Here is a 17,234-nt window from a genome sequence, read left to right on the forward strand (position 1 = left end):
GCGCCATCGGCTTGCTGGTCACACTCCGCCACATCAGTCCCAAGGACGGGTTCCAGGTCCTACGGAAGACCTCACAGCACTGATCATTGCGTGCTGTCGTGTTGCACTCATCGCCCACTGCCCGAGGATGCGTACTTCCTCTGGTCAGACTCGGCCGACGCGGTGGGACGGAGACGGATGGCCAGGGACAGCAAGGCGGCTGCGGCGCAGGCGGCAGCCAGTGCGAGCCAGACAGGGTTGTAGCTGCCAAACGTGTCGCGGGCGACGCCGCCGAGGAAGGAGGCCGAGGCTGCACCGATCTGGTGTGCCGCGTTGGTCCAGCCGAAGACGATGGCGCTGTCGTCGCCGTAAAAGGTTCGGCACAGCGCGATGACGGGTGGCACGGTTGCCAGGTCGAGCAGGCCGAAGGCGACCACGAAAGTGATCATGGGTGCGTTGACGGTGGCGGTCATGATCAGGGGCAGACTGACCATCAGCAACCCCCGCAGGAGGAAGTAGGCAGCGAGGAGTCGACGGGCGTCCACCCGGTCGGTCAGCCACCCGGAGGCGATCGTGCCGACCACGTTGAAGATGCCGATCAGCGCCAGCAGGGTCGAGGCCGTAGTGACGGGCATGCCGTGGTCGTGGGCCGCTGGGGCGAAGTGGGTCCACATGATGCCGTTGGTGGATGCGCCACAGATGGCGAACGTACCGGCGAGCAGCCAGAAGGGAGCGGTGCGGGTGGCGCTGCGCAGGACGATCACGGTGCGGCGGGCCGCACCGGGAACAGGTGCCGGGCGCGGGATGAAAATTTTGCTGCCGTAGGGGCGTCGCCCGATGTCGGCCGGGTGCTCGCGCAGTACCAGGTAGGCCAAGGGGGTGACCGCCAGTGCTGCAAGGGCGAGGCTGACGAGGGCGGGCCGCCAGTCGTAGCGGGCGATGGTCCATGACAGGGCTGGCAGGAAGACCATTTGGCCGAGGACGCTGCCGGAGGAGAGGATGCCGGTCACCAGGCCGCGGCGGGTGCTGAACCAGCGGTTGGTGACGGTGGTGCCGAGGGTCATCGACAGTGAGCCGGTGCCCAGGCCGACGAGGAAGCCCCATAAGAGCGTGAACTGCCAGGCAGCGTTCATCACCGTGGTGAGCAGTGCGCCGGCGGCGACGGTTCCGAGCGCCGCGACGACGAGCCGGCGGATGCCGAACCGGTCCATCAGGGCGGCTGCGTAAGGAGCCGTGAGTCCGTAGAGGATCATGTTGACCGAGGCCGCCAGGCTGATGGAGCCTCGGGACCAGTGGAACTCCTGACGCAGGGGGTCCTGCAGGATGCCTGGCATGGTGGAGAAGGCGCCGGCGACGATGATTGCCACTCCGGCGACGGCGGCTACCCACCAGGCGCGGTGCCCGGAATCCTTGGTGTGATGGCCGATCGTGTCATCCATGTCTTCATCCTTCGGTGAGACGGGAGCTTGAACCACTGACCGTTTGGACATGTGGTGAAAGAATCTGGCCATGACAGTGAGTACTGATGGAGTGCACAGGGTCGTTGTCCTGGTGCGTCCCGGTCTTCTGCCCATGGAACTGGGAATCGTGCACCGTCTGTTCGGCACCGCGGTGAATGCGGCCGGTCGGCCCCTGTACTCGGTGGTGACATGCGCTGTAGAGCCGGGTGAGTTGTCCACGGACGCCGATTTCACCGTCAACGTGCCGCTGGGGCCGCAGGCCCTGCGTGACGCGGACACGGTGATCGTGCCTGCCGCGGTCGAGGACTACCGTCCCCAGCAGCGCGGCCAGTTGAGCTCCCGCGTTGGATCCGCTCTCGCGCAAGTGCCGGCAACAGCGCGTCTGGCCTCCATCTGCACCGGATCCTTCGTACTGGCAGCAGCCGGCCTGCTCGCGGGTCGGCGGGCGACGACACATTGGAAGTCCTGTCCCGAACTGGCCGCCCTGTACCCGGAGATCGACGTGCACCCCGACGTGCTGTACACCGACGACGCAGGAGTGCTGACGTCCGCGGGCGTCGCCGCCGGGATCGATTTGTGCCTACACATGATCCGCAGCGACCACGGTGCCGACATCGCCAACACCGTCGCCCGCGGCACGGTGGTGCCCCCGCACCGTGAAGGCGGCCAGGCCCAGTACATCGACCGCCCCGTTCCGGAGAGCGACGGCAGTTCCACCGCGACCGCCCGCGCCTGGGCGCTGGAACACCTTTCAGAGGCCCTCACCCTGGAAGATCTTGCGCGCCGGGCAGCGACGAGCGTGCGCACGCTGACCCGCAGATTCCGCCAGGAGACCGGCATGACGCCGATGCAATGGCTTGGCCAGCAGCGCCTGCAGTACGCTCGCCGGCTGCTGGAACGCACGGACGAATCGGTGGACCGCATCGCAGCCGAGGCCGGTTTCGGGACGGGCACCGCGATGCGCCAGCACTTCCGTGAAACGCTGGGTGTATCACCGCGCGCCTACCGCAACACCTTCCGTGGAGCACAGTGAGGGCGAGCGCAAGGTCGTCGTACACCGCGCCGGGCGGCGTCACGCTGGACACCGAGCCGCTCAAGGACTGGGCGCACGCACGCTCATACGTCCTTTGTTCGGGCCACGGGCGCCCGTCAGGGACCGATAGCATTTCGCCGTACAGCTTGTGGATGCGCGATGAAAAAGCGTGACGGTGTCGCTTCAGCGCATACCCGGACCCCGGTTCGAAGGGCATACGATCATGGCGCGTATCCTCCAGGTCGTCGAACTGGATGGGCCTGCCGAGCAGCGGAAGCCGGAAGCGGTTGCGCCGGCTGTCTCAGCCGCGCTCAGCGCATGCGAAGCTGTCTTCCTGCCCGGAGATCCGGCCAGGGAAGGCCGTGTGGCGTTCTGGCGGACGGACGGCGGCAAGATGCCCGACTGCGATGTGGAGCCGGGGGAGCTCACCGTCGTGCGGCCGCACGGGAACGGGATCCGGCGGCGGAGGGTGAGCGCGGTGCTGCTGCCGGTCGCGCAGGCGGTGCCCGTACTCACCCGCGCGCGTGTCATGGTGCCAAGCGGCAACGCCTCCGTTTCCACCGCGTTCTGGGGAGCAGGGGCCCTGATCGCGCTTCAGCTTGCCGCGCGTGGGCGGCTGCTGCCGGGGCTGAGCCCCACCGGGTTCGACGCCTGGCGGCTCGGTCCGCTGGACGGCGACGACGTGCGCCGGATACGCGACCTCGCGGCGGCGATGCCGCCGGAGGCACGCGCGGTCCCGCTGCCGGGCTCGTCGCCCGTAGCGTTGCCCGCCGCCGAGCCGCTCCTGCGGGCCTTTGTGGACGCGGTCGCGGACAGCCTGCCGCGCTCCCCGGCAGCGCGCCACCTGATGGCCGGTCCGGCCTTCGCCGTTCGGATGCCGGTGTCTATCCCCGAACAGCGGGAATGGGCGGCCGAGGTCGCCGCCGGGATGGACGCGGGCGTGCGCGTCTCCCTGCGTCTGGAGGCAGACAGCGACGCATGGGACGGCGAAGACTTCGGCGACAGCGGCGGCGCCGGGCCAAAGTTTAGGGCCGTGGTGCAGCTGCACAGCCTCGCCGACCCCACCCTGGTGGCAGATGCGACCGAGCTGTGGTCCGGATCTGCAGCCGCTCAGGAGCAGTTCGGCGCCCGTACCCGTATCGACGCGCTGCTGGTACTGCGCCGCGGCGCGAAGGCATGGCCGCCGCTGTCGCGTCTGCTCTTGGCCGCCGCGCCCGATGTGCTGCAGCTCGCCGACGACGAACTGCTGCAACTGCTCGGTGAGGCTGCGGAGCGCCTGGCCGCCGCCGGAATCCAGGTCCACCTTCCAAAGGGCCTGACGAAGGAGCTGACCGCGACCGGCCTGCTGGAGCCGCCCCCGCGCAAAAAGACACCCTCGGACCTGGAGACCTTCCTCTCCTCCGGTCAGCTCCTTGAATTCCGCTGGCAGTTGGCGCTAGGCGGCCAGTCGCTGACCGAGGAGGAGATGGACCGCCTCATCGAGGCGCACCGCCCGGTGGTGCGGTTGCGCGACCAGTGGGTGGTGGTCGACCAGGCGCTGGTCCGCAAGGTCCGCAAGCAGCGCGGCCGCGAGCTCACCGCGATCGACGCCCTTGGCGCGGCGCTGACCGGCGAGGTGGAGATCGACGGCACGTCCGTACCGGTCACCGCGGGCGGCACCCTGGAGCAGTTGCGCGCGCGGATCGCCGAGCCGGAGGCGGGCCAAGACGCCGCATCGGCCACCATCGGCCAGCCCGCCATGCTCTCAGCCACCCTGCGCGACTACCAGCTGCGGGGCCTTGCCTGGCTGGACCGGATGACCTCCCTCGGCCTGGGCTGCTGTCTCGCCGATGACATGGGCCTCGGCAAAACGATCACCCTGATCTCCCTCCACCTGCGCCATCACGAGCGATCGGCCCACGGCCCCACCCTGGTGGTCTGTCCGACGTCCCTGCTCGGCAACTGGGAGCGCGAAGTGCAGCGCTTCGCACCCGGCATCCCCGTACGCCGCTTCCACGGCACGGGCCGCACCCTGGAGGAGGTCACACCGAACGCCTTCGTCCTCACCACGTACGGCACACTCCGCCGTGACGCGGCGCTCCTGGCCGACACCGCTGTGCCGTGGGGCCTGCTCGTCGCGGATGAGGCGCAGCACGTCAAGAACCCGTACTCCGACACCGCGCGGGCGCTGCGCACCATCCCCGCCGGCGGGCGCATCGCGCTGACCGGCACCCCGGTTGAGAACAACCTCTCCGAGCTATGGGCCCTGCTCGACTGGACGACACCCGGCCTGCTCGGCACGCTCACCGCCTTCCGCGACCGCTACGCCCGCGCGGTCGAGGCCGACGGCGACCAGGAGAGTGCGAACCGTCTCGCCTGCTTGGTCAGTCCCTTCCTCCTTCGCCGCCGCAAGTCCGACCCTGGGATTGCTCCCGAGCTACCGCCCAAGACCGAGACCGACCAGCCTGTCTCGCTTACGAAGGAGCAGGCGTCCCTGTACGAGGCGCTGGTGCGCGAGTCGCTTGCGGCGATCGGCGAGGCGGACGGGATGGCCCGACGCGGCCTGGTGATGAAGTTGCTCACCGGCCTCAAGCAGGTGTGCAACCACCCAGCGCAGTACCTGAAGGAGAAGAACACCAAGCTCGCCGGCCGCTCCGGCAAACTGGAACTGCTCGACGAGCTGCTGGATGCGATCGTGGCCGAGGACGGCTCGGTCCTCGTCTTCACCCAGTACGTCGAGATGGGCCGGCTGCTGGAGCAGCATCTGGCTGCTCGCGGCATCGCGGCGCAGTTCTTGCACGGCGGGACGCCGGTGAAGCAGCGCGAGGAGATGGTCGACCGCTTCCAGCGCGGCGAACAGCAGGTCTTCCTGCTCTCCCTCAAGGCCGCCGGCACCGGCCTGAACCTGACCCGCGCCGGCCACGTCATCCACTTCGACCGCTGGTGGAACCCGGCGGTCGAAGACCAAGCCACCGACCGCGCGTACCGCATCGGCCAGACCCAGCCGGTGCAGGTGCACCGCCTGATCGCGGAGGGGACGGTCGAGGACCGGATCGCGCAGATGCTCAAGCAGAAGAAGGGGCTCGCGGACGCCGTGCTGAGCCGTGGCGAGGCGGCACTCACCGAACTCTCCGACGCCGAACTGGCCGAACTGGTAACGATGCGCCACAACACCACGCCCCGCAGCACAGGCCGTCCGAGCACCACGAAGGGCAGCCGCAAGTGAGCCCGCGCCCGACGAATCCCAAGCAACGGGCCAAGGATCAGCTCGCCCGCACTTTCTCTCCTTTCCCTCCGGCTCCCGGCCGCCGGGGCGGTTTCGCCTCAACCTGGTGGGGCCAGACATGGGTGTCGGCACTGGAGGAGTGCTCACTCGATTCCGGTCGGCTCACCCGCGGTCGCACCTACGCGCGACGCGGATCCGTGGGCGAGATGACCGTGGTCCCAGGCCGGATCAGCGCCTCGGTGCAGGGCAGCAGACCACGGCCCTACCGGGTGTCATTGGCAATCCCCGTCCTCAGCGACGCAGCATGGGACCGGCTCCTCGACGCGGTGGCGGCGCGCGCAGCGCACATCGCCGCACTGCTGGACCGCGACATGCCCACCGAGCTGGTCAAGGACACACTTGAGGCTGGCGTACGGCTGCTACCAGCCGCCGACGATCTGGAACCGTCCTGCTCCTGCCCCGACTGGGGCTACCCGTGCAAGCACGGCGCCGCGCTGTGCTACCAGGTCGCACGCCTGCTGGACGAAGACCCCTTCGTACTGCTGTTGATGCGCGGCCGCGGCGAACAGCAGCTGCTGGACGAGCTCGCCCGTCGCAACGCCGCCCGCGCGGCATCGCAGACGGCAGCCTCGGCTTCGGCGTCGGTTCCGTCCCCGCGAACTCCCGCCCCATCCACAGGTACACCGGCCCGAGAGGCCTTCGCGGCGCGCGCCGACCTGCCACCGCTGCCCGGATTGCCGCCCCTGCCCGAACGCGCCGGGCACCCGCCCGTCTTCGAGGCGTCCCGGTCCGCCGAACCAGGCATCGACCCCGAGGCGCTTCAAACCCTGGCCGTCGACGCAGCCGAGCGCGCCCGACGCCAACTCGCCGCCGCACTGGCAGACGACACACCACCCGATCCACCTGACCTGACGGAGTGGCAGGACGCTGTGCGCATCGCCGCCGAGCACCCACAGACAGAGGTCTTCGCCCGGATCGCCAAGAGCACCGGCCGCCCGCCGATCGAGCTCGCCCAGGCAGTGCGGGCCTGGAGTTACGGCGGCATGACCGCGCTCGCGGTCCTGGAGGACCCCTGGACCCCGGACCCCTCGGTACTCAACCGCGCCCGCGCCTCGCTCGCCGAGGACTGGGCGGACGGACGGCCTCCCCAACTGCGCGCGTGGCGCAACCGCTTCACCGTCGTCGGCCGCGACCGCCAACTGCGCTACGGCCGCGACGGCCGCTGGTATCCGTACCGCAAAGAGGACGGCGCCTGGTGGCCCATCGGCCGACCCGACCCTGACCCCGCCACAGCCCTCGCAGCGCTGCTGGAACTCCAAGATCACCGCTCGTGACCATAACGTCGCCCCAAGGGGCTCCGATCTTCGTCATACTCCCCGACGCCCAGGAAGTCCGCGGACGGCTGCCCGCCCGCCGGCAGGTGAAGGACGGCGGCTCTTCCAGGTAGGAATCCTGGTGTGGCAGAACCGCACAAACGGCCCCTCCGAACCCGCCGAGCAGCGAGTCTGGGTGCGTCCCGCACACGCACGCCCCGTACCCGCTGTCTGCTGCGAACACGTCCCGACCCACCGTCTGTCCGCAACAGACACCCCGTCCCACAAACGCCCGCCCGCATGGACACCCCAGTACCTCCCCCACCGCCCCGGGCATCCGGGCGCCACATGCCTCCACGTCATCGGCTGCACCCCCAGCGACCGGGCACTCACCCGGGAAGAGGCCCTTACCGCGCTCCGTCAACCCCGCTCAGCAGCCTGCATCGAGTGCGACGCGGCCCGATCCCTCACCCCGCAACAGCAGCCAACCGACCACAACCACCCGACCCAACAACAGCGCCACGACGAACCCCGACAGGACACGGACCCCAGCGAGACGCCATAACCACCCAGCCCCAAAGAGCGGCGCGACAAGAAGCAGAGAACGGGGCCCTGGCGCTGATCTTGTGACGCTGTTGGGATCTGCGCGCCACACAGGTCCCAACAGGGGGGCCAGCAGCGCGGGTTCGGCCCCATTCGTGCGGCATCATGGCCGGTCAGCGATGGCGTACGGCTTAGCAGGAAGATCGCTGGGTATAGTGCAGGCGTTTGGGGGAACCGGTGACCCGGAGTCGGTCGACCTCACGCGCCACCTCGTGTTCATCGACAGCCGCGGTTCCTGGCGGAGCCCCGATGACCACATCGCTGAGGGGGCCGTCGCATGGAACCCGCCACGCTGATCACCGGTGGCTCGACCGCAGTCGGCGCCGCCACCGCCCGCGCCCTGCTCAAGCAGGGCCACCGCGTGACCGTCACCGGGTGAGGGTGATGGCGGGGGTGAGCCAGGAACGGATGGCTCGTAAGGCCCTGGGACAGCAAGGTCGTTGGGACGCAAACAGAGCAAAGGTTCCCTGACGCGGCAATAGCACCATCGAGGCCCGGCCCGCTGCCTGCCACCCCAACCTTGCAACCTCAGCGTCAGGCCGCGTTGGAGGCGAGTGCGGCGAGAATGGCCTTGGCGCCTTTGCGGTAGAAGGAGAGGTACGAGATTGAGCTGGTCAGTTCGATCTTCTGACCATCCGCGTCCCTCAGCTTCAATCGGCGAGACAGGCCCCACCACTTGACCTGGCTGGTGGTGGTGGCCCGGTTCATGCGGAGGAGCTCACGCTCGGGTTCGTACCCCCAGCCGGAGAGAGCCGGCAGGTGTATCGATGTCGCGGTGACGACGACGACCATGCGTACGGTAACCCCCTGGGAATTGGCGTTGACCCGGCGGGCCGCGCGTATTCCGATCACGGCGAGCACTCCATCGGTGAGCGCGTCGGCGTCCAGGATGGAGGCCACGGTGCTCGTCCTTGAGGTACTTGCTGACCGTCCGGCGGTTAAGCCCCGTCTCCTTCGCGATCTCCCGCAGGCTCATCGCACCGGACTCGTACAGCGAACGAAACCGCCTCAACTCCAGCCAGCGATGCGGATCCAAGACCACCGTCAGTCGCCTCTCTGCCACCCCGAACCGGCAGCAGCAGACTCACGGCCAACGCCCCGTCACCGCACCAAGAATGGTGCACTTTCATCCGTACGAGGTGGTGCACCCCCGCTTCACGGAAATCTTGCCAGGGCCGCGTTCGCTTGTACGCCGACAACCACGGTCCCCAGCACCACCGCCGCCGTCCTCGTGCTCCTCGAACCGGCCACGGCCGCGCTCCTTGCCATTCTGCTCGTGCAGCAGATCAGCTCGGCCCTCATACTCGGATCGATCCTGCTACTGACGGCTATCGCCGTCCTGGCCCGCGACCAAGCATGAGCTCGTTGCCGTCGCCAGCGCCCAGCTGGCGAGGGCAACGCACCTGGACGCATCCACAGGTCTTGACAATTGCTGGCCGAGAACAGGTCGGCCCCGACACCCGGCACTCTTTGGACCGCATAGCGTCCGAAGCCAAACGCTTGACCACACTGGTGGAGGACTTGCTGCTGCTCGCCCGGCTGGACGTTCGCCGGCCCCTACGGACCGATCAGACCGACCTCGTGCCACTCGTCGTGGACACCGTCAGCGACGCGCGCGGCAGGGCCCGATCACCTCTGGCGGCTCGAACTGCCTGGCGAACCGGCGCTGGTGAGTGCAGACGGGGCCCGGTTGCAGCAGGCACTGGTCAACATGCTCGTCAACGCCCGCACGCACACACCACCGGGGACGACCGTCACCACCCGAGTGCAGCGGCGCGGCTCGTGGCTGTGCATCGACGTGGAGGACAACGGACAGGGCTCCGCCCTGAGCTGCTCCCGCACGTCTTCGAAAGCTTCGCCCGCGGCGACTCCGCACGCACCTGTGCCACCGGCTCCACCGGTCCGGGGCTGGCCATCGTGCGGATACCGGAGCCCGTTCGACTACCAAGGAGACCATCAGGCCGACCCCACCGTGGAGTTGGCCACTTGAAAGATCTCCACAGCACGAGGGATTGACCGGCTGACCTGCGCCCCCATGGCGACGTCCTGTCAGCCTTCGCGTGCGTGGTTCGCGAGTCAGGCTGTGGGCGCGGGGCCCGGCGACAGGTGGACCGTCGTGATCACGTGACAAGCCGTGGTCACTTGCCGGAGGCACCATCGGATTCGGCCGCGTTGAGGCGGAACCAAGGGAGAGAGATCGACCTCTGAAACAACGGTGAGACGACGGGGGTGTCTTGCCGAATCTTCTTCAGTCGTCAGCCGTGGAGCACAACTGCTGGATGGTTCCCGGGTGTTCGGTGTCGAGCTCGGGCCACCACGGAGAGTAACAGGAGAACCATGGCGCATCGCGTGGTCATTGCCGGGAAATCGCTTCTGATAGTCGAACTGCTGGCGGAGTCGCTCAACCGGGAAAAGGACCTTGATGTGGTGGCCGCCGTCAGCGGCTACCCCGGGCTCATCGAGGCCGTGGCACGGACGGAGGCGGAGGTCGCGCTGATCGACCCGGACAGGGTCGACGGGGACTGCGTGGCGGCGGCCGGTGAGTTACGCAAGGTGAGACCCCAGTGTGGGGTGGCGTTGACGGTGGACACTCCAACGCGGACTCTGGTGGACCGGGCCCTGCGAGCCGGAGTGCTGAGCATCGTCCCCAAGGGGGCCGGACTGCGAAGACTCATCGACTCGGTGCGTGGGGCCGCCTCAGGACAAGTGGTCATGGATCCGCGGCTGTTAGGTGCTGTGGGGGGACAAGGGAGTCCGTTGACGGACCGTGAGGCGGATGTGCTGCGATTGACAGCATCCGGAGCCTCGGTCAAGGAAATGGCAGACGAACTTTATCTATCGGTGGGCACGATTCGCAACCTCGCCTCGGCCGCGATCAAGAAGCTCAAGGCCCGTAACCGCTACGACGCTGTGCGCATAGCGAGCGAACGATGTTGGATCTGACCGACTGACCAGCAGCCGTGCGGTGGTTCCCCCGCGGCGGGTTTTTACCTCCGGGGGAACCACCGCACTTCACTGTTCGCGACAGAACTCGTCGATGGGATAGCCGACATGGCGGTCGGCCGTCGGCAGATGGCCGAGGATCCTGTCACCGGGGCGCAACTCCGTACTGTTGAGCACGGCGCCTCCGGGGCCGAGGACCCTGACGTGCCAGTCGTCCTGGAGGATCAGGTTCACGGCCTGCCCGTTGGGTGCGACCGCGTCGACGGAGATGAGGGGCCGCGTCTCGATCTTGACGCGCCCCACGCTGACCACGCGGGTACGCCCCGAGGTGTCGACGGCCAACACCTTGCTTCCTGCGACCAGTTCGCTGAGGTAGTGGGTACGGCCGTGGTGCGACACCGTGTAGGAGTGGATCGCTCCGGCGTTGACCCGGAAGGGCCTCGTCGGCATGTAGGGCAGGGGATGTGTCTCGCTGACGCAGAGGACCATGCCCTTCGAGTGCGAGCCGACCAGAATGCCCTCGTCCTTTCCCAGGTAACTGCAGGTGTCGACGCAGGCACGCTCACCCATGCCGATGTGGGTGGTCGCCGTGACCTCCAGCTCGACGAGCGGAATCTCCCCGGTGGTGGTACCGGCGGCCTGCTTCAGCGCGGTGGCGTCACCGACGGCGCGCACGGGCATGAGTACTCCGTCGGAACCGAGCTCGAGCACTCCGAAGACGATGCGGGCCTCTTCGACATCGGCGGCCATGGTCACGACGGTTCCGTCGCACCCGGCCGCGGCCGCGATGACGATCTCCAGCGGGATCTTGGTGGGATCGCGGAAGTCGAGCAGGCTCCAGCGTTCGGTCCGGGCCGACAGACAGGCCATCTCCAGGCTCTCCGCGTCAACGATCTCGACGTAACGGCCGAATTCGGTCGCTGGATGCGCTTCGGTCAGCTTGGCTCGATCATCGGCGGTGCCGGCCACCAGGACCAGGTCGGCACCGCCGAAGCCGTCCGTCGGCTCGTCGGCGTCGTGCACGAGGATCCGGCGGATCGTCGGGGGCAGGTCGGCCAGCGCCGTCATGTCGGCGGCGACGACGCCGTCGATGCGTTGGTGTACCGCCTCTTCGAGAACCGCTGGCGCGAGATCGCCGAGTTCGCGTATGTCAAGCCAGCACAGCTTGCTGTCCGTCACGCTGGTGTCCCCTTGTCGTGTGGTCGAGTTCTTCTTCCGGCAACCGATGCACGAGCCGCGCCACCCGCCCGGCCATCCGCTGCGGGTCCGCGGACTGGAAGATGTTGCGTCCCATGGCGACGCCCAGGGCACCCCCGGCGAGGACCTCGCCGACGAATTCGAGGACGCCGTCCTCGGTGGCCCGTGGCGGTCCCCCCGCTATGAGGATCGGGACGGGGCAGGCCTCCGTGAGGGCCAGCAGATCGGGCATGGCGCCCGGGAACGACGTCTTGACCAGGTCGACGCCCAGATCGGCCGCGATGGTCACGGCATGGGCCACGACCGCGGGATCATGGGGGTCGGCGATGCGTGGACCGCGGGGATACACCATGGCCATGAGCGGAAGGTTCCAGCGGTCGCAGGCGTCGGAGATCCTGCCCAGGTCCGCGATCTGCTGACGCTCGTCGTCGGAACCCAGGTTGATGTGAACGCTCACCCCGTCCGCGCCCAGACGCAGCGCCTCTTCCACTTCGGTGACCACGTACTTGGCGTCCGGGTCGGACGCCTGTCCCGTACTCGCGTTGAGGTGGATGATGAGCGACATGTCCGCGAACCGTTCCGGGCGGATGTGCCGGACGCTGCCTTTATGCACCACGATCGCGTCGACGCCGGCTGCCGCGAGCTGTCCCGCCAGCAGATCGATCGAGCTGTTCCTCGGCACCACGGGACCGTCACTGATCGAGTGGTCCAGCGGCGTGATCATCAACCCGGATGTGGTGTGGTGGTGCAGCCGGCGCAAGCGCAACGACCGCGCGAAATGCCCATGGGGGATCATTGCGCGTCCTTTCGATCTCTGAGCAGTGCGTAGTCGGGCTTCCCGGAGAGGTTGATCGGGATCTCGTCCCACCAGGAGAAACATTCCGGAACGTGGGCCGCCGACAGGGCGGCGGCTATGTGGGTGCGTAGGTCGTCGGCGGTGCAGCGTGCGCCGGTGCGCAGTTGGACGGCGGCCTGAAGGTGTTCGGTGTAGGCCGTGTCACGGATTCCGTACACCACCGCATCTACCACCCCCGGGTACTGCAGAATGACGTCCTGCACCGATGACGGATGAATCTTTATCCCTTTCGCCTTGACGACGCTGTCGACTCTGTCCACCAGGTGCAGGTATCCGTACTTGTCCCAGTGGCCGAGATCTCCGGTGCGGAGCCAGCCGTCGCGCATCACGGGGCCGCCGGATTCCTGTTCTCCGACGTAACCATCCATAACGGTGGGCGACCGGACGCATATTTCGCCCGTCTCTCCCCGTTCGACCACCTCATCGGACTGGAGGTGCCGGATTTCCATCTCCACCCAGGGAAACGGACGGCCGACGCTGGACAGGAGTTCCGGTTCGGCGTGGTCCAGCGGGGTCAGGGTGCACATGCCGCCCGCTTCGGTGCTGCCGTAGAGCTGGACCAGAGAGTTCTGAAAGACGCGCGCGGCCCGGGCGATGCGGGAAGGAGCCGCAGCCGTACCGGTGTAGAGGACCTGGCGCAGCGACGGAAAGGCGGATGCGTCGATGCCGGGCCGGCCGATGAGCTGGTAGAGGTGGGGCACCGCGAGGTACACGTCGGTCACCTGGTGCTCGGTCAGCGCGCGCAGCACGTCGTCCACGTGGAAGCCTTTGTGCAACACCACCCTGCCGCCCACGGCGAGTGCCGCGTCCACCATCGTCGCCGTCGAGTGGCTGACCGGTGTGACAGACAGGAGCGTGGGAGGGTTTTCAGGTGCGGAGACGCCGAATGACAGTTCGACGAGCCGGTCCCGCACTCCGAACGAGCGACGCACGAGCTTGGGCCGGCCAGTGGTGCCGCTGGTGAGATCGACCACCGCGGGATCGTGCGGCGCGTAGGGGGCGGCCGGGGGGATGCCACCGGTGCCGTGCGCCGCCTCGTCACGGGTGAGGGTGACGAGGGCGACACCGTCCCGGCTCCCGCACAGGGCGCGTCCCCGGGCCACGTTGGGGTCGTCCACGACCAGTACACGCGCGCCGGTGACCCGCAGGAGCCGCGCCTGCTCGGTGACGGGCAGTTCGTCCGCGTCGGACCGGGCGTTCATGGAACGGATGTGGATCACGGAGGCCCCGAGTAGATGGGCGCCGTACCGTGCGGCGAGCACAAGGGCGCAGTTGGGTTCGGTGAGGAGGGCCACGGTGTCGCCGGGGCCGATTCCTGCCCGCGCCAGGGACGTCGCCGCTTTCGCGATGAGCTGGTGGAATTCTGCGGCGGTGAGGTTACCGTCCCAGGAATACACGGCGATTCGCGCCGGCTCCTTGTCGAGCCCCTCCAGGATACGTGGGACATAGTTCCGGGTCTGGGTGGTGCGGCTGTTCGGAGCAAGCCCAGTAGACATTCCCGTCCCATCTGCCGCGAGGGGTGAACTCTATTCTCTCGATCAGCGCCGCACAATGCGCGATCATCGACAATCCTGCGGGTGGCGGGAGAGAGCGTGCAAGCGTCCATCGGTGGTGGATGACAATCATCATCGCCCGGGGAGAAACGGTGGGCCGACGACTTCACGGAGAAGACGGCGAAGAAGACGGCTCTGCAGACGACTACCGAGACGACTGCGTGGAGAATTCACCATGTCGCCCCGGAAAGGCTCACTGCCACAACGGTTCCATGACCAATGTCATGGAGCGTCTGACCCGCGTCATGAACTGCTTGGCACGGGCGACGGCTGCTGCCGAACCATGGGGAGGATTCGTAACCGTGCTTCTCGGAGGTCAGCATGCGACCCGGTACCCCGCGGCCCGAACCGGGCTCCTCGCCGCCTCCTCCGGTGGCCGACAACGTTGCCGTCGAGTACGTCGTGGGCTTCCGGGACGACGTCCGGGCGGAGTTCGGCGCCACGTCGGTCAGCCTCACCTCACCGGTGAGCACCTTCGAGATCCGGCTCCCCCAGGGGGCTCTCCGAGACGCCGTCGCCCTGCTCACCAGTGATCTCGTCCCCGTGGACAAGGCCCTCGAGGGACTCGGTCCCGCCGAACGCGTGCAGTTCGAGCGGCTGTTGGAACGCATCGGGCGCCTTCTGGTTCGCGGTGTGCTGATCGGTGGGCGGGAACTGCTGCGTATCGAGTACACCGCGTACGACGCCGCTCCGCAGCCGGCGGTCGTACGTCCCGACGACCTGCTGAGACTGTCCGGGTTCGCACTGTGCCGCCGCAGGTCCGGGACATTGGTCCTGGAGTCACCGCTGGCCAAGGTGAGGGTGCTGCTGGTGCACCGGACCGCCCGGGACCTCGTCGCGTCGCTCGGGACCGTACGGAGCGTCGAGGATCTCACCGAGTCGGCCGGCGGTGACCTGACGCCGGCGCAGGTCCGTGTGTTGGTGGGCCTCTTGGCCGGCGCCGGGTTCGTCGACCTCAGCTCGCCCGGTGAGGACTTCGCCGAGGACGAGGATCCGACCCTGCGGCAGTGGGACTTCCACGACCTGTTGTTCCACTCGCGCATTCGCAGCGGACGCTTCGACGAACCCCTGGGGGGCGTCTTCCCGCACCGGGGCAAGATCGCGCCGCGAGCGGCGGTGAAGCCTCCGCCCGAGGGACCCTCGGTCGCGTTGTACCGCCCCTCCCTGGAGGACGTCACGCGGCACGACCCCGGCCTGACCGCCGCGCTGGAGGGGCGCAGATCGTTCCGCGGCTACGGCGAACAGCCGCTCACCGCGGAGCAGATCGGCGAGTTCCTCTACCGGGTCGCCAGGGTCAGGACGCACTTCGTGCCGGCGCCGGACGACGAACCGGGCGGTGAGATGGTCTCGCGCCCCTATCCCACCGGAGGCTCTGCCTTCGAGTTGGAGCTGTATCTGACCATCGAACGGTGCAGCGGACTCGACCAGGGCATCTACTACTACGATCCGGTCGGGCATCGACTCGTGCTGGTGAACGACGCCCCCCGGGACCGCAGGGCGATGCTGGAAGTGGCGTCGGTGTCGACGTCCCGGGAGGCCGATCCGGACATCCTGGTCACGATGACCTCGCGCTTTCAGCGACTGTCCTGGAAATACAGCGGCATCGCGTATGCGACGACCCTCCGGCACACCGGCGTGCTGTACCAGACCATGTATCTCGTGGCCACCGCGATGGGTATGGCTCCGTGCGGTCTGGGCATCGGCAACGCCGACATGTCGGCGCGCGTTCTCGGTCTCGACTATCTGCAGGAGTCGTCCGTGGGCGACTTCATCCTGGGCAGCCGACCGCCGGGCGATCCGGGAATCTGGGACCAGGAGCAGGGCTGGAAGTGGGTCAACGATCCGGAATGGGGGGCATGGGCCGGCTCGATCCTTGGCGGGCCCTGATCAGAGCGACGGAGAATCCGATTGATACCCCCATCGATTCGGTGGGGGTATTCGCGACCGCTTCAATGGAATCGAGAATTCCACTTCTCCCATCCGTGATACCGGTAATCACGCACGTGACAATTGTCAATCAAGCATTCCAGAGAGTGGATTCCGGCCGGGAAATTAGAAATAGTTTTCCTGTGCGGCCGCCCGGTCGCACAGGGAAACTGATGAGGAGTTCACCATGAACACCGTCTCGGTTAATTCTGCCGACATTGAGCAGGTTTTCGACTCGTTCGACGTGACTGAGCTGGAGGTCCTCGAGGTCTCGCAGGGCGTGGCCCTGCCCGAGATGGGCGCCTCCGGCGGCAACGGCGGCACGTCGTCCTCCTCGTCGACCTGCTCTTCGTCCTGCTGCTGACGAAGGCTGATCGTCTGATCCGCTGAGACCGGCGGCGTTGTCCGCACCTCGGGGTGCGGACAACGCCGCCCGTCGCGGCGGGGAACGGGCACCTCAGCCTCGGCGGGCGACGTCCAGGGCGGTGGCCCACAGGGCGACGGCGGCCCCGAATCCGATCAGTGCGCGGACGTTCGCGGCGTCGCCGCCGGCACTGAGCGTCACCGCGCCGGTGAGCGCCAGGAATACGAGCAGTCCACCCGTCCACCAGTACTGCGGCTGTGCGAAGGACCGTGCCAGAGGAAGGAAGTGAACCCCGACGATCAGGCACACCGCAGCGGGAACGTAGGACCACAGGCCGAGACGGCCGAGGACCAGGACGGCGGCGACGACCGCCACGGTCTGCCCGATGTTGACCTGGCCGAAAACCCTCAAGCTGTTCGACGCCGTCCGGCGCATACGCCGTTGCCCCGGCAGTAGGCCGAACCGGACGGTGAGCGTCACCGCGGCAACCGCCACGGCCACGGCCACGGCGACCACGCAGAACAAAGCCGACACCGACACCCGGGGCGCCAGCCCGGATATCCCCAGAAATTCCCACATCGACGCGAAAACGGACATCACCAACGCACCTTGTGTGAGCCGGTCTTCACTCAGTTTTCGCCCGCCGGATTCATTGATCACTTGCTCACCCTATCGCGGCACCTCATCTGCAATGCAGTACGAAGTGCCATGAAGTACATGACAAATGTCAGCAAGTAATCGGCATTCCTTTTCCGATCGCATTCGATTCTTGAAAGACGAGTGACCATGAGAGCCAGTGCGC

The 17,234-nt window shown here is 67.7% G+C and carries 13 protein-coding genes and 1 pseudogene; 8 read left to right on the forward strand and 6 right to left on the reverse strand.

The genetic code is table 11. From position 1 onward, the window contains the following. Window positions 1–107 precede the first annotated feature (107 nt). Window positions 108–1,418: an MFS transporter gene (locus tag ACFYMM_RS25580; protein ID WP_388390371.1), complete on the reverse strand. Its 1,311-nt coding sequence runs from the start codon at window positions 1,416–1,418 to the stop codon at window positions 108–110. Between the two features lie 70 nt (window positions 1,419–1,488). On the opposite strand from ACFYMM_RS25580, the gene ACFYMM_RS25585 reads away from it, so the two are divergent. The 4 genes from ACFYMM_RS25585 to ACFYMM_RS25600 all read left to right on the forward strand — a co-directional run bounded on the left by ACFYMM_RS25585 (window position 1,489) and on the right by ACFYMM_RS25600 (window position 7,555). Next, window positions 1,489–2,472: a GlxA family transcriptional regulator gene (locus ACFYMM_RS25585; RefSeq protein WP_388390373.1), complete on the forward strand. Its 984-nt coding sequence runs from the start codon at window positions 1,489–1,491 to the stop codon at window positions 2,470–2,472. A gap of 223 nt (window positions 2,473–2,695) precedes the next feature. Continuing rightward, window positions 2,696–5,677, forward strand: a complete 2,982-nt coding sequence (locus ACFYMM_RS25590; RefSeq protein ID WP_388390375.1) for an SNF2-related protein — start codon at window positions 2,696–2,698, stop codon at window positions 5,675–5,677. 269 nt (window positions 5,678–5,946) lie between these two features. Beyond that, window positions 5,947–7,011, forward strand: a complete 1,065-nt coding sequence (locus ACFYMM_RS25595) for an SWIM zinc finger family protein (protein WP_388390549.1) — start codon at window positions 5,947–5,949, stop codon at window positions 7,009–7,011. 175 nt (window positions 7,012–7,186) lie between these two features. After that, window positions 7,187–7,555 carry a DUF6233 domain-containing protein gene (locus ACFYMM_RS25600; protein ID WP_388390377.1) on the forward strand — a complete coding sequence of 123 codons (369 nt, stop codon included), beginning with the start codon at window positions 7,187–7,189 and terminating at the stop codon, window positions 7,553–7,555. Between the two features lie 572 nt (window positions 7,556–8,127). On the opposite strand, the gene ACFYMM_RS25605 is transcribed toward ACFYMM_RS25600, so the two are convergent. Next, the gene (locus tag ACFYMM_RS25605) at window positions 8,128–8,493 is read right to left on the reverse strand and encodes a hypothetical protein (RefSeq protein ID WP_388390379.1); all 366 of its coding nucleotides are present in this window, start codon (window positions 8,491–8,493) and stop codon (window positions 8,128–8,130) included. A 522-nt stretch (window positions 8,494–9,015) separates the two neighbouring features. On the opposite strand from ACFYMM_RS25605, the pseudogene ACFYMM_RS25610 reads away from it, so the two are divergent. Together ACFYMM_RS25610 and ACFYMM_RS25615 are read left to right on the forward strand one after the other, a co-directional pair. After that, window positions 9,016–9,516, forward strand: a pseudogene (locus ACFYMM_RS25610) (sensor histidine kinase); the annotation flags it as partial. Window positions 9,517–9,930: 414 nt separating this feature from the next. Continuing rightward, a complete protein-coding gene (locus ACFYMM_RS25615) occupies window positions 9,931–10,536 on the forward strand; it encodes a LuxR C-terminal-related transcriptional regulator (RefSeq protein ID WP_388390381.1) in 606 nt (201 codons plus the stop codon). 69 nt (window positions 10,537–10,605) lie between these two features. On the opposite strand, the gene ACFYMM_RS25620 is transcribed toward ACFYMM_RS25615, so the two are convergent. Genes ACFYMM_RS25620 through ACFYMM_RS25630 form a run of 3 tightly spaced genes read right to left on the reverse strand, consistent with a single transcriptional unit; the run spans window position 10,606 to window position 14,085 of the window. Then, window positions 10,606–11,715 (reverse strand): 3-dehydroquinate synthase II family protein, encoded by a 1,110-nt coding sequence (locus tag ACFYMM_RS25620; RefSeq protein ID WP_388390382.1) that lies wholly within the window; start codon window positions 11,713–11,715, stop codon window positions 10,606–10,608. Next, entirely contained in the window at window positions 11,687–12,529 is an 843-nt protein-coding gene (locus ACFYMM_RS25625; RefSeq protein ID WP_388390384.1) for a 2-amino-3,7-dideoxy-D-threo-hept-6-ulosonate synthase, read from the reverse strand. Before ACFYMM_RS25625 ends, ACFYMM_RS25620 begins: the two co-directional genes overlap by 29 nt. Then, on the reverse strand, window positions 12,526–14,085 hold the full coding sequence (locus tag ACFYMM_RS25630) for a class I adenylate-forming enzyme family protein (protein ID WP_388390386.1): 1,560 nt from the start codon (window positions 14,083–14,085) through the stop codon (window positions 12,526–12,528). Before ACFYMM_RS25630 ends, ACFYMM_RS25625 begins: the two co-directional genes overlap by 4 nt. A gap of 429 nt (window positions 14,086–14,514) precedes the next feature. Here ACFYMM_RS25630 and ACFYMM_RS25635 point away from each other — a divergent pair, with 429 nt between their 5' ends. Then, window positions 14,515–16,029: a SagB family peptide dehydrogenase gene (locus tag ACFYMM_RS25635; protein WP_388390388.1), complete on the forward strand. Its 1,515-nt coding sequence runs from the start codon at window positions 14,515–14,517 to the stop codon at window positions 16,027–16,029. 226 nt (window positions 16,030–16,255) lie between these two features. Next, the gene (locus ACFYMM_RS25640; protein ID WP_388390390.1) at window positions 16,256–16,432 is read left to right on the forward strand and encodes a thiazolylpeptide-type bacteriocin; all 177 of its coding nucleotides are present in this window, start codon (window positions 16,256–16,258) and stop codon (window positions 16,430–16,432) included. A gap of 93 nt (window positions 16,433–16,525) precedes the next feature. On the opposite strand, the gene ACFYMM_RS25645 is transcribed toward ACFYMM_RS25640, so the two are convergent. Next, window positions 16,526–17,029 (reverse strand): hypothetical protein, encoded by a 504-nt coding sequence (locus tag ACFYMM_RS25645; RefSeq protein ID WP_388390391.1) that lies wholly within the window; start codon window positions 17,027–17,029, stop codon window positions 16,526–16,528. Window positions 17,030–17,234: the final 205 nt, after the last annotated feature.

This window comes from Streptomyces sp. NPDC006739 (genome assembly GCF_042869815.1).
Classification (GTDB): domain Bacteria; phylum Actinomycetota; class Actinomycetes; order Streptomycetales; family Streptomycetaceae; genus Streptomyces.

Bases quoted from the DNA above. Each gene is read 5' to 3' on its own strand.
- ACFYMM_RS25580 (WP_388390371.1), bottom strand. From the start codon at position 1,418: ATGGATGACACGATCGGCCATCACACCAAGGATTCCGGGCACCGCGCC.
- ACFYMM_RS25645 (WP_388390391.1), bottom strand. From the start codon at position 17,029: ATGTCCGTTTTCGCGTCGATGTGGGAATTTCTGGGGATATCCGGGCTG.
- ACFYMM_RS25590 (WP_388390375.1), top strand. From the start codon at position 2,696: ATGGCGCGTATCCTCCAGGTCGTCGAACTGGATGGGCCTGCCGAGCAG.
- ACFYMM_RS25640 (WP_388390390.1), top strand. From the start codon at position 16,256: ATGAACACCGTCTCGGTTAATTCTGCCGACATTGAGCAGGTTTTCGAC.
- ACFYMM_RS25630 (WP_388390386.1), bottom strand. From the start codon at position 14,085: ATGTCTACTGGGCTTGCTCCGAACAGCCGCACCACCCAGACCCGGAAC.
- ACFYMM_RS25585 (WP_388390373.1), top strand. From the start codon at position 1,489: ATGACAGTGAGTACTGATGGAGTGCACAGGGTCGTTGTCCTGGTGCGT.
- ACFYMM_RS25625 (WP_388390384.1), bottom strand. From the start codon at position 12,529: ATGATCCCCCATGGGCATTTCGCGCGGTCGTTGCGCTTGCGCCGGCTG.
- ACFYMM_RS25615 (WP_388390381.1), top strand. From the start codon at position 9,931: ATGGCGCATCGCGTGGTCATTGCCGGGAAATCGCTTCTGATAGTCGAA.